Annotated in this window: 13 protein-coding genes; 10 read left to right on the top strand and 3 right to left on the bottom strand. The window is 67.6% G+C overall.

Annotation, left to right across the window (positions count from 1 at the left end; all coding sequences use genetic code 11):
• Window positions 1–27 precede the first annotated feature (27 nt).
• Entirely contained in the window at window positions 28–477 is a 450-nt protein-coding gene (locus KUG39_RS01090; protein ID WP_216912180.1) for a thiol-disulfide oxidoreductase DCC family protein, read from the top strand.
• Between the two features lie 175 nt (window positions 478–652).
• Here the strand turns inward: KUG39_RS01090 and KUG39_RS01085 are convergent, their stop codons facing one another.
• Window positions 653–1552, bottom strand: coding sequence for a DUF6671 family protein (locus KUG39_RS01085; protein WP_353617306.1), 900 nt, complete (start codon window positions 1550–1552; stop codon window positions 653–655).
• 156 nt (window positions 1553–1708) lie between these two features.
• Here KUG39_RS01085 and KUG39_RS01080 point away from each other — a divergent pair, with 156 nt between their 5' ends.
• The 9 genes from KUG39_RS01080 (at window position 1709) to KUG39_RS01040 (ending at window position 10782) form a co-directional block, all read left to right on the top strand.
• Window positions 1709–2419, top strand: a complete 711-nt coding sequence (locus KUG39_RS01080) for a Crp/Fnr family transcriptional regulator (protein ID WP_158219474.1) — start codon at window positions 1709–1711, stop codon at window positions 2417–2419.
• Complete coding sequence (locus KUG39_RS01075) at window positions 2376–2885, top strand: phosphate-starvation-inducible PsiE family protein (protein WP_190609796.1); 510 nt, start codon at window positions 2376–2378, stop codon at window positions 2883–2885. Before KUG39_RS01080 ends, KUG39_RS01075 begins: the two co-directional genes overlap by 44 nt.
• Window positions 2886–3225: 340 nt before the next feature.
• On the top strand, window positions 3226–4554 hold the full coding sequence (locus tag KUG39_RS01070; protein WP_094584098.1) for a CmpA/NrtA family ABC transporter substrate-binding protein: 1329 nt from the start codon (window positions 3226–3228) through the stop codon (window positions 4552–4554).
• Window positions 4555–4671: 117 nt separating this feature from the next.
• Complete coding sequence (gene ntrB / locus KUG39_RS01065; RefSeq protein ID WP_216912178.1) at window positions 4672–5505, top strand: nitrate ABC transporter permease; 834 nt, start codon at window positions 4672–4674, stop codon at window positions 5503–5505.
• A 13-nt stretch (window positions 5506–5518) separates the two neighbouring features.
• Window positions 5519–5668 carry a hypothetical protein gene (locus KUG39_RS01060; RefSeq protein ID WP_216912176.1) on the top strand — a complete coding sequence of 50 codons (150 nt, stop codon included), beginning with the start codon at window positions 5519–5521 and terminating at the stop codon, window positions 5666–5668.
• Window positions 5669–5674: 6 nt separating this feature from the next.
• Window positions 5675–7672, top strand: a complete 1998-nt coding sequence (locus tag KUG39_RS01055) for an ABC transporter ATP-binding/substrate-binding protein (RefSeq protein ID WP_216912175.1) — start codon at window positions 5675–5677, stop codon at window positions 7670–7672.
• Window positions 7673–7699: 27 nt separating this feature from the next.
• The gene (locus tag KUG39_RS01050) at window positions 7700–8506 is read left to right on the top strand and encodes a nitrate ABC transporter ATP-binding protein (protein ID WP_094584095.1); all 807 of its coding nucleotides are present in this window, start codon (window positions 7700–7702) and stop codon (window positions 8504–8506) included.
• Between the two features lie 70 nt (window positions 8507–8576).
• Complete coding sequence (locus tag KUG39_RS01045) at window positions 8577–10112, top strand: alpha/beta hydrolase family protein (protein WP_286192835.1); 1536 nt, start codon at window positions 8577–8579, stop codon at window positions 10110–10112.
• Between the two features lie 64 nt (window positions 10113–10176).
• Complete coding sequence (locus KUG39_RS01040; RefSeq protein ID WP_094584093.1) at window positions 10177–10782, top strand: alpha/beta hydrolase; 606 nt, start codon at window positions 10177–10179, stop codon at window positions 10780–10782.
• Between the two features lie 36 nt (window positions 10783–10818).
• On the opposite strand, the gene KUG39_RS01035 is transcribed toward KUG39_RS01040, so the two are convergent.
• Window positions 10819–11448, bottom strand: a complete 630-nt coding sequence (locus tag KUG39_RS01035) for a hypothetical protein (protein WP_216912173.1) — start codon at window positions 11446–11448, stop codon at window positions 10819–10821.
• A 38-nt stretch (window positions 11449–11486) separates the two neighbouring features.
• On the bottom strand, window positions 11487–11984 hold the full coding sequence (locus tag KUG39_RS01030) for a hypothetical protein (protein WP_216912172.1): 498 nt from the start codon (window positions 11982–11984) through the stop codon (window positions 11487–11489).
• Window positions 11985–12122 lie beyond the last annotated feature (138 nt).

Raw genomic sequence — 12122 nt, 5'->3', positions numbered from 1 at the left:
CTAGGCTCACCAGGCGTCTGGAGCCCCATGGCCGAGCTCACCCTGCTGTTCGAAGGCGGCTGCCCCCTGTGCCTGCGGGAGGTGAACACCCTGCGCCGCCGCGACCGGGGGGTGGGCCGGCTGGCCTTCGTGGACGTCAATGACCCCGCCTACGACCCGGCCCGCCACGGCGGCATCACCTACGCCGAGGCCATGGGCCGCATGCACGCCCTGCGCAGCGACGGCGAGGTGATCCGGGATGTGGAGGTGTTCCGCCAGGCCTATGGGCTGGTGGGTCTGGGCTGGCTCTACGCCCCCACCCGCTGGCCCCTGCTGCGGCCCCTGGTGGATGCCCTCTACGGACTCTGGGCCCGCTGGCGTCTGGCCATCACCGGCCGGCCGTCCCTGGAGGTTCTCTGCCGCGAGCGCTGCGCGGTCCCTTCTTCTGCTGCCGTGGCACCGCAGACTCCGGCTCAGCACCTCCACCCCGCATCATGAGCGGCCGATAAAAAATCCGGCAGAGCCCTTGCAGGTGCCCCACCGGATCGGGATTCCAGGAGACAGCAACCCTAGAAAACCGATTCTGTTGACGCTGACAACCGGACACCTGGCCGGGTAGCTGCCACGACCGATCGGCAAGGCGGATCGGGCTGACAGGATCCGGAGAGTTCTCTCAGGGATTGCAGCGTGGGCAATCCCCGGGATCGGCCGTGAGTCGACCATCCGGGCGGGGCCGCTCCTCCCGATGGGCGCAGGCGACGCAGCCCCACACCTCGGTCTGAAGGCGCTCGGTGGGGTGGCCGCACCAGCGGCAGGGCAGGCCGACCCGCACGTCGCAACGGCCCCAGCCCGGCGCACCGCAGGCCGGACAGGGACGGGCGATCCGCCGGACCAGCCGGAACGCCAGAGAGCGGATCGCCAGCCGTCGGGTCGGGTTGCAGTGGGCCCGCATGTCGGTCTCCAGCCAGACCGAGCCATCGCTCGAGGCCCGGGCACAGCGGCCCATCGCCTCGGCCAGCGCCGCATGGGTCCGCAGTCCTTTGATCAGGGGGGTACCGGGGCTGCCCCCGTCGCCGTCGCCGCCATGGGGACTGGCGATCAGGGCATGGGAGGGAAAGCCCACCCGATCGAGCCAGTCCTGGATGTCGTCCTGCGGTGACACCCGCCGGCGGTCGAAGTTGGTGCGCGTCGCCACCAGGCTCTCGGCGATCAGCAGACCCTCGCGGCGGTCAACGAAGGTGAGCCACTCGGTGCCCACCGTCATCCAGGGGAGGGCGGGGTGGGACCCGAAGCTGCCCTCACTGGCCAGCCCGAGATCCAGACCCGTGTCGTCCATGCCGGCCTCCGCCTTGCGCCGGCAGGTCTCGAGGGCATCGGCGGGACGGGGCCGTTCACCGCTAAAGGTGCCGAGCAGGTCGGTGTCGAAGCCGCTGGCCAGAACGAGGCTGAGGTCGAGGCCATGGCGGAAGGGCCTGGCCAGCAGCCGCTCCTTGCCATGACGAGTGGCCAGGCTGACCGGACGGCCAGCAAAAGCCGCCGGAGGGCGACAGGCGAAGGGCGGCAATCCGATCACCGGGACTTATCGGCTGGATTGGTAATCCTGCGTTGACCTAGCACCCAACACCCACATCTGGTCATTAATGTTCCCGGACTCCAACACCAGGTCCTGCCCGGTGGTTGGGCACCACGCAACGATCACACCATCAAGCCCAATCATCCGCAGCTCGCCATGCAGCCCGCCGGAGCCTCCCGCCATGCCATTCGCCGTGACATGACCCTCGCCATGCCCGCCCGACCGCTGCAGCTGACCCTCCGCGCTGATGATCATGTGCCCGCCGACATCAGCTGGCGGATCGACGATGGCTACATCCGAGCCAACACCTGGAATGAAGAGGGAGAGTCCATCACCCTTGGCATCTGGGGACCGGGCGATCTGATCACACCCATCGGCTGTGATGTGACTCCCTACGAGCTCATCTCCCTCACCCGGGTGGTGGTGGTCGAATTCGAGCCAAGCGAGGGCGAGACCCTTGACTTCATGAGGGATCTGTTCACCCAGACCACCCAGTTGCTGCAGATCCACCGCGTCCGACCCGCCGACTCCCGGCTGCTGCGGTTGCTGCACTGGATCGGGGCCCGCTTCGGCCGGGTCAGCACCAGCGGCACCACCCTCTCGCTGGAGGACATGAACCTGACCCACCGCCAGCTCGCCGACATCGCCGGCATGACCAGGGTCACCGTGACCAAATCCCTGACCCGGTTCCGCAGCAAGGGCCAGGTCGTCAAGGTCAGCGAGGCCGATCTGCTCGTCCCTCGCGCCGCCAGCCCCCAGATCCCGAGCGAAAACCCAGACACCCTTCCCGTGGCCCCCTTCCCGTTCCCGAAAACCCTTCGCCATGAACCACCCGCCCACCGGAACGCCGGTTTCGACACCCCATGACGCCATCCCCTGGCATCAGCAGCTCCGCCGCAGCCAGATCGTCCAGTCCCTTGAGGCCGTCCAGGACCTGATCGCCATTTCCCTCTGCCTGGGGCTGTTCGGCGTGATGGTGCTCCAGCTGAAGCGAACCTTTTCGACCCTCTTCTCCACATCGGAGTTTCACGAGGTCACGGCCGACATCCTGTTCATCCTGATCCTGGTGGAGCTGTTCCGCCTGCTGATCATCTATCTGCAGGAACAACGGGTGTCGATCGGGGTGGCGGTGGAGATCGCCATCGTCTCGGTGCTCCGGGAAGTGATCGTCCGCGGCGTGCTGGAGACGGACTGGCAACAGATCCTGGCGGTCTGCCTGTTCCTGATGACCATGGCCCTGCTGATGGTGGTGCGGGTGTGGCTGCCTCCGACATTTGCCGGCGTCGACCCTGAAGCCCAGGTGTCGGCGCGGATGCGCCAGCAGCAGGAGTAAGCAGCCCTCCAGGCCATTTAGCAGCGGATGTTGTTCGGGATACCTGTGTCCTGAGCCTTGTATTCCTGAATGCATAAGCCAGATTTATTCAGGAGATTGGCAGGTCTGCTTCAAGTCGACACCCAGGTTTAAAACTCAACCACTAATGTTGCCGGACCCCAAATCCGGGGTCGCCAAACCACCCTCGAACGCACCGTTTCAACCCTTCTCCCTTCGCCATAGTCTCCACGCTGAGGAGACGCTGACAACCACGGATTAGCCCCATGGGACTGTTCTTTGAGCAGCCCCTCTTCTTTTCTTGCCAACCCTTTTCATCTCCCTCCATCAACACCTGAATGCCATGACGAGTCGCCGTCGCTTCCTCACCCGGTTCGGGGCAGCCCTGGGATCCTCCCTGCTGCTCGCCGGATGCCTGGGAAATCCACCAGGCACCTCCGAGTCCACCAGCTCGCCCCAGGCCGCCAGCCCTGCGGCCGGCCAGGAGCTGGGCACCATCAAGCTCGGCTACATCCCCATCCTGGAAGCCGCTCCCCTGGTGGTGGGTGTGGAGAAGGGCTTCTTCGCGAAGCACGGGATCAAGGTGGAACTGGCCAAGCAGGCCAGCTGGCCCGCCGCCCGCGACAACGTGGTGCTCGGCTCCGCCGGCGGCGGCATCGATGGGGGCCAGTGGCAGCTGCCGATGCCCCACCTGATCACCGAAGGGATCATCACCGACGGCAAGAAGGTGCCCATGGTGGTGCTGGCCCAGCTGAACAGCCAGGGCAATGGCATTGCGGTCTCCAACAGCCTCAAGGCCGACAACCTGGGGCTGGATCTGGCCCCGGCCGTGGATGTCTTCCAGCGCTTCCCGCAGAAGGAAGGCCGCAAGTTCCGCGCCGCCTACACCTTCCCCAATGCCAACCAGGACCTCTGGATCCGCTACTGGCTGGCGGCAGGGGGTGTCGATCCCGACAAGGACATTGAACTGCTGACCGTGCCCTCCACTGAAACCCTCCAGGGCATGCGCAACGGCACCATGGATGCGTTCAGCACCGGCGATCCCTGGCCGTTCCGGATCGTCAAGGATGACATCGGCTACCTGGCCGCCCTCACCGCCCAGATGTGGCCGGTGCACCCCGAGGAATTCCTGGCGGTCCGCAGCGACTGGGTCGACAAGAATCCCAAGGCGGCGGTGGCGCTGGTGAAGGGCCTGATCGAGGCCCAGCAGTGGGCCGACAAGCCCGAGAACCGCAGCGAGGTGGCCAAGCTGATCAGCTCCCGCGCCTATTTCAACACCCCTGTGGAGGTGCTCGAACCCGCGCTGAAGGGCGAGTACCTGCTCGGTGCGGATCGCAAACCGGTGAACGATCCGAAGCTGGGCCCGATCTACTGGATGAGTGATCGGGGGGTGATCTCCTATCCCTACAAGAGCCTGAGTCTGTGGTTCCTGGTGGAATCGCTGCGCTGGAACATGCACCCCGGCAAGCTCACCTCGATCGAGCAGGCCAAAGCCCTGGTCGACAAGGTGAACCGGGAAGACATCTGGCGCCAGGCCGCCACCGAACTGGGGCTGCCCGCCAAGGACATTCCCACCGGTTCCTCCCGCGGCAAGGAGACCTTCTTCGACGGAATCGTCTTCGATCCGGAGAACCCCCAGGCCTATCTCGACAGCCTCAAGATCAAGCGCTGATTTCTTCGCCCATCGGCCGGTGCCCCATCGGCCCTGCACCTCCCAGACCCGTGACTGCCGTCACGGGTCATTCCTTCCAACGGATTCCATCCCTTTCTTCCAGGACGAACCCCTTCCATGACGACCACATCCCCCAACCCCACCAGCAACGCGGCAGGCCCCCTGCTCTGGTGGAAGCGCAACCGCAAGCTGATCCTGCCGCCCCTGTTCGGCATCGCCGGCTTTCTGCTGGCCTGGCAGCTCAGCGCCAGCCTCGGCCTCACCCGCCTGCCCGGTCCCCTGAGCCTGTTCACCGAGCAGCGCACCCGTGAACTGCTGCTCTATCCCTTCTACGACCGAGGCGGCCTCGACAAGGGCCTCTTCTGGCAGACGATGGCCAGCCTGGGCCGGGTCGCCCAGGGTTACTTCCTCGCCGCCGTGGTGGGGATCAGCGCCGGCATCGCCGTGGGCCTCAACAAGACACTCAACCGTGCCTTCGACCCCCTGTTCCAGTTCCTGCGCATGGTGGCCCCCCTGGCCTGGGTGCCCATTGCCCTGGTGATCTTCCAGAAGAACCAGCCGGCGGCCATCTTCGTGATCTTCATCACCGCGGTGTGGCCGATCCTGATCAACACCGCCGAAGGGGTGCGCCAGATCCCGCAGGACTACCACAACGTGGCCCTGGTGCTGCAGATGTCGAAGAAGACCTTCTTCACCAAGGTGCTCATCCCCTCGGCCCTTCCCTACATCTTCACGGGCCTGCGCATCTCCATCGGCCTGGCCTGGCTGGCGATCATCGCCGCCGAGATCGTGATGAGCGGCATCGTCGGCATCGGCTTCTTCATCTGGGATGCCTACCAGCAGAACTACGTCAGCGACATCGTGCTGGCCGTGATCTGGATCGGCGGCATCGGCCTGCTGCTGGATCGCCTGATGGCCTGGATCCAGGCCCGCATTTCCCCCGGCCAGTGAGGCACACCCAGCCATGAATCTGCCCTCCGCCCTCAGGCCCTTCGGATGGCTCGACGCCTGGATGAGCGAAAGGAAGAACGTGATCCGCTTTCTGCTGGCCCGCCTCCTGCTGATGACCGCCATGGTCCTGGCCTTCTGTGTCCTCCACTTTCCCCAAACGTGATCCGCCATGACAGCACTCGTTGATGTTCAGAATCTCGAAAAGAACTTTCCCCTCACCGGTGGCGGCAACTACCTGGCCCTGAAGGGGATCGATCTGGAAATCCGCAAGGGCGAATTCATCTCCCTGATCGGCCACTCCGGTTGCGGCAAGTCCACCCTGCTCAACATGATCGCCGGCCTGGATCTGCCCACCGGCGGCACCGTGCTCCTCGAAGGCGAAACGGTGAAGCGCCCGGGGCCCGACAAGATGGTCGTCTTTCAGAACTACTCGCTGCTGCCCTGGCTCACCGTTCGCCAGAACATCGCCCTGGCAATCGAGGAGGTGATGCCCGACCTTGGCAAAGCGGAGCAGGACGCGCTGATCGAAGAGCACATGGAGATGGTGGGTCTGACCCAGGCGGCCACCAAGCTCCCTGCCCAGCTCTCGGGCGGCATGCGCCAGCGGGTGTCGATCGCCCGCGCCCTGGCCATCAAGCCCAAGCTGCTGCTGCTCGATGAACCCTTCGGCGCCCTCGATGCGCTGACGCGGGGGAATCTGCAGGAAAAGCTGATGCAGATCTGCAACGAGCACGAGCTCACGGCGGTGATGGTCACCCACGACGTGGACGAGGCGGTGCTGCTCTCCGACCGGATCGTGATGCTCACCAACGGGCCCGGTTCGAAGATCGGCGGCATCCTCGAGGTGGACATCCCCCGGCCCAGAGAACGGCTCACGGTGGTGCACCACCCCAGCTACTACAGCCTGCGCTCGGAGATCATCTACTTCCTCAACCGCCAGAAGCGGGTCAAGCAATGGCAGGCGCGGCCCCACAAGGTGCTGGCCCGCCACGGTCTGGAGAAGGTGAATCTCGACCTGGGCTTCATCCCCCTGGCCGCCTGCGCCCCCCTGGCGGTGGCGGAGGCCAAGGGTTTCTTCACCAAGCACGGTCTCGACGACGTGCAGCTGGTGCGGGAGACCAGCTGGCGGGGTGTGGTCGACGGTCTGGTCGACAGGACCCTCGACGCGGCGATGATGCCCTCCGGGATGCCCACCTGGATGACGGCCGGCGGCCACGGCAGCGACCCGCTGCCGATCGTGTCCTCCCTCACCATCAGCCGCAACGGCAACGAGGTGACCCTCGCCAAACGACTGGCGGAACAAGGCGTCAGCACGGTGGAGGACTACCGCGCCTGGTTGGGCAGCCACGAGCGGGAGCCCCACCGGATCGGCATCGTCCATCCCGCCTCCATGCACAACCTGCTGCTGCGCTACTGGCTGGCGGCCAACGGCATCGACCCCGACAAGGACGTGCACCTGCAGACCCTGCCGCCGGCCCAGATGCTCGCCGACCTCAAGGACGGCTCCATCGACGGCTACTGCATCGGTGAACCCTGGAACTTCCGGGCCGCCAGCAGCGGTCACGGCGTGCCGATCGTGGGGGATCTGGAGATCTGGTCGGGCCATCCCGGCAAGGTGCTCGGCGCCCGCGAGGACTGGGCCCAGGCCTACCCCAACACCCACATCGCCCTCACCAAGGCGCTGCTGGAGGCCTGCCGCTACTGCGCCGATCCCGCCCACTGGGCGGAAATGAGCGAACTGCTCAGTGACCGCCGCTATCTGGGGATCAAGGCCGATCTGATCCGCTTCAGCGGCCAGCAGGGCGATTCCGGCTCCTTCGCTCCCCACGGCGAACCGCACCACCTGTTCTACAGAGCGGGGCTGAACCGGCCCAGCCGCAGCGAGCACCTCTGGATCCTCACCCAGCTGGCCCGCTGGGCCGAGATCCCCTTCCCCCGCAACTACGTGGAGATCCTCGAGCGGGTCTGCAGCGTGGGGGTGTTCAGCACCGCCGCGCGGGAACTGGGTCTGGACGACGTGAGCTATCAGCGCCAGGGCATCGAACTGTTCGACGGCCGTCCCTTCAACCCCGAGGACCCGATCGGCTACCTCAACGATGTGTCCCTGCACCGCGATTTCAGCGTCGCCGAAATCCCCATCGGCCAGCCCCGTGCCATCAGCCTCTGATCCGCCGTCCCTCCGCCCCTTCCTCCCATGATCACCACCGCCACCCAGCCCCTGCTGCGTTTTGAAGGCCTGGGCAAGGTCTACCCCACCCCCACCGGCCCCTACCCGGTGCTGGACAACATCAACCTGCAGGTCGAGCAGGGGGAATTCATCTGCGTCATCGGCCATTCCGGCTGCGGCAAGTCCACCCTGCTGAACATGGTCTCCGGCTTTTCGACACCCACCGCCGGCCAGGTGCTGCTCAACGGCAGGCCGATCGAGAAGCCCGGGCCCGATCGGATGGTGGTCTTTCAGGGATACGCCCTGCTGCCCTGGATGACGGCCTACGAGAACGTCTATCTGGCCATTGACGAGGTGAAGCCCGACCTCTCCAGCCGCGAGAAGCGCGAGATCGCCGTGGACCATCTGGCGATGGTGGGCCTGGAGAAGGCCATGGACAAGCGCATTCCCCAGCTCTCCGGTGGCATGAAGCAGCGGGTGGCCATCGCCCGCGCCCTGGCCATCCGCCCGGAGGTGCTGATCCTCGATGAACCCTTCGGGGCCCTCGATGCGATCACCAAGGAGGAGCTGCAGGAGGAGCTGCTGCAGATCTGGAACACCCAGAAATGCACCGTGCTGATGATCACCCACGACATCGATGAGGCCCTGTTCCTCGCCGATCGGCTGGTGATGATGACCAACGGCCCGGCCGCCTCCATCGGCGAGGTGATGCCGATCGACTTCCCCCGGCCCCGCAACCGGGAGGACATCATGGAGGATCCCAAGTACTACGAGCTGCGCAACACGGCCCTCGACTTCCTCTACAACCGCTTCGCCCACGACGACGTGGAATGAGGCCCACGGGGCGGGTCATGGCCGTTCATTTCTGCCAGGATGCGCCCCCCACAGCGGAGTTGCTCTGGTGATGCGGATCTCTCCGTCCCTGGCCGCTCTGGGCCTGGCGCTCGCCGCAGGCCTGGCCGCTGTGCCGCCGGCCCGGGCCCTCGAGACGATCGAGCTGAAGCTGCCCCTGGTCGAGACCACGTTCTCGATCCGGCTGGCGGAACTGAGCGATCCCGGGGCCCTGCTCGCCGGCAACAGCGACCTGGCCGAACTCGACCAGGCCACCCGGGGCGCCATCGGGCGCTCCCTGGTGGATCTGTTCAATGCCCCCCTGCCCCTGCAGGCCCTGGACGTGGCCCGCCAGGTCGTCCCCTCCCCCCTGGCCCAGCAGGCCCTGCTGCTGCTCTCCTCCCTCGGGGGGGTCGACGGTCTGCCGGCCGACGTGTCCAGCGACACGGTGCTGAAGGTGCTGGACCGGGCCGCCGGCCGCGGTCCCCTGACGATGCTGGGGGTGCTCCAGGCCGTGCCGGGCCGCACCGCCAGCGTCGATGTGGGCAAGGGCCTGTTCCTGCTCCAGCGGATGAACGCCCAGCTGCTGTCGGCGAACCGTCTGCTGGAGGGGGGGACGGCAGCGACGCCGGCCCCCTCCCTGCGGGATCCGGGCCCCCTGCCCGTGCGGCGCGACACCCTGACTCTGCCGGTGGCCTACCGGCCCCAGCCCCTGGAGGTGGTGGTGATCCGCCCGACCCAGCAGGCCTCCGGCCGGCTGGTGGCCATCTCCCATGGCCTCTGGGACGGGCCCGAGAGCTTTGAGGGCTGGGCACGGCACCTGGCCAGCCACGGCTACACGGTGCTGCTGCCCCGCCACCCCGGCAGTGACCGCACCCAGCAGCAGGCCATGCTCTCCGGCAAGGTGCCGCCGCCCGGTCCGGCGGAGCTGCGCCTGCGCCCCCTCGACATCTCTGCCCTGATCGATGCGGCGGCCGCCGGGACACTGGGGCTTCCGGGCGGACTGGACACCGGTTCGGTGGTGGTGCTGGGCCAGTCCTGGGGGGCCACCACGGCCCTGCAGCTGGCGGGCGCCCGACCCACCTCCCAGCAACTGCAGAAACGCTGCAGCAATCTGCAGGATCCCCAGCGCAACCTGAGCTGGGTGCTGCAGTGCAGCTTCCTGGGCGCCATCGACCAGGCCGCCCTGGCCGATCCGCGGGTGAAGGCCGCCGTGGCGGTGAGTCCGCCGATGTCGCTCCTGTTCGAGACCGGAACCATCCCCGTCTTCCAGGGGCGGGTGCTGGTGGTGAGCGGCAGCCGTGACTGGGTGGTGCCCCCCGGTCCCGAAGCCATCGCTCCGATGGCCCGGGTCGCCCGCCTGGGGAAGGACGGCCATCGGCTGGTCCTGGCGGGCGGCGGTGATCACTTCAACATGGGCTCCCCCTATGACCAGGGCGGCGGACCCCTGCGGGGACTGCTGCTGGCCTGGGTGAACGGGGCCTTCGCCGCCGGCCCCGCCGTCGCCCCCGGGCCCAGAGCCCCGGCCCTGCTACCCCCGGGTGGCTGGGGGGGTGACGGCCTTCCCCTGGTCGACGTGAGCGACCGGCTGGCGAGTTGGAACCCCTGAAGCGCCGGTGCCTGTCGTCTGACCCACACTTGATCCGGCACCCAAGGATCCGGCCACCCGATCGATGCCCCCCCTGCCTTCCCTGCCCTCAACGGCCCACGCCTGGGGCGCCACCGGCTTGGCGGCCCTGCTGATCCTGGCCGGGCCGGCGGCCGAGGCCGCCGAGCAGGTGGTCTTCGTCAGCGGAGCGTTTCGCCGTTCGATCCCCGTCGCCGACCTGGAACGGCTGGCCCGGACCGGTGAGGCCGTGGGCCTGCTGGGGGATGCCCTGCGGCTGGGCGGCAAGGACCCCGCCGAGGTCGGCAGGCTGCTGAACCACCGGGTGACGCTGCCGCTGGCGCTGACCACCCGGCTGCTCAGCACCCGCTTCGGCGAGAACGCCCTGGAGCGGCTGTCCGGCATCCTCTATCCGCTGAGGGCGCCGCAGGTGGGCATGGTGGCGCTGCGGTCAGCGACGATCCTGGGGATCGAGTCCGGCTCGGGAACGCTCTCGGCGGTGGGATTCCTGCGGGCCTACCCCAACGAGGAGATCGCCATCAACCTGCCGGCCCTGCAATCGGCCCTGGCGGGGCTCAGCGGCATGGGCCATGTGGTGAAGGAGTTTCTCGAATCCGACCTCGGCGCCAACCTCGAGCGGATGCAGGAACCCGGCCCGCCGGCCAGCCCCTGACAGCGCCATCCGGGGGGCGGGCCGGCAAGCCGGAGCTCAGGCAGGCTGCGCCATCAGATCCGTCAGGGCCTCGGATTCCGGCACGGCCAGCCGCTTCAGAATCGCCACCAGGGCCGCCAGCTGGGGACCCTGGAGGTGGAACAGCCCCGGCTCGGCGCTGGCCTGCCAGCCGCGTTCCTCGAGGACCGCATGGATGGCGGTGCGGATGGTCAGGGCCTGGGATTCACCGGCGACGGGGAGCACCTGGACCGTCTCCTGCTGCCCACCGGGGTCGGCGGGGCTGTCCCTGATCTCCAGGCGAAACCAGCGCAGACCATCCGGCATCGACTGGGCCGTGAGGTGAAGCTCGCAGCGGCAGGCGCTGAGGCCGCGGTCCACCGCCCGGCCCAGCTGCAGGGCCAGGTCGCCGTCGGCCTGGGCATCGAGGCCGAGCTGGGCATGGAAGGCGGCCGCTCGATCCTGCTGCTGGGCCTCGGTGGCTTGCCGCCGTCCGCGGTCCGCCTCCGCCTGGAGGTGCTCCTGCCAGGCGTGGGCCACGAACACCGGCAGCAGGCTGAGGTCGTTGGACTGGAAGGCCCGCGAGAGGTTGTCCGGAAGGGTCGCCGTGCTGCCGTCCTCCGCCCTCAGGAGCAACCAGTCCTGCAGGGCCGTTGCTGACTCAGCCATGGTTCCAACCTTTTATTCAATTTTCATTCACCCTAGCCTCATTTTTGCCCTTCATCCCCCTCAAGGAGCCACAGGGCGAGGCCGCCGCCGCGACCCCGGGCCGCCAGCCAGTGCGGGCGTTCGGCGGCGATCAGGGCGAAGAAGGGCCGGCGCAGCGGATCGGGCTGGGGCAGGGCCCGCTCGATCAGCACCCGCCCGCCCAGCAGCAGCAGCAGGCGCTCGAAGCTGAAGACCAGCAGGGGGCGGCGGCCCTCCAGACGGCCCACACCCTCGAAGCGGAGCTCCAGAGCACCGAGGCGCACGCTGTTGGCCAGCCGCAGGTCCCCAGCCTCCGGACCGGCCCCGTCCGCGGACAGCCGCAGCCGGGCCGCCAGCCCCCGCAGCAGGCCGGCGGCCACCGAGGCCGGCTCCCGGCTCCCCTTGTTCCAGATCCGCTCGAGTCGCCAGCAGCCGACCAGATCCGCCGTCGTCAGGCCGCTGCCCTCCCGGCGGCAGCGGCGTTCCCGTTCGAGCAGCCATGGGGCATCGGGGATCACGGCAGCGCCTCTGAAAGCAGCTCTCGACGCTAGTGACCCCCGCCTCGCAACCACCAGCTGCTATTGAGAATCGCTTGCAAAAGTGCCCGTGGGTCCTCTAGGTTGAGAGCCATTCGCAATAAGGCCCCTCCCTTCGCC

It is taken from the genome of Synechococcus sp. CCAP 1479/10, assembly GCF_019038515.1.
GTDB lineage: Bacteria > Cyanobacteriota > Cyanobacteriia > PCC-6307 > Cyanobiaceae > Cyanobium.
This window is presented reverse-complemented; position numbering and strand designations above follow the sequence as displayed.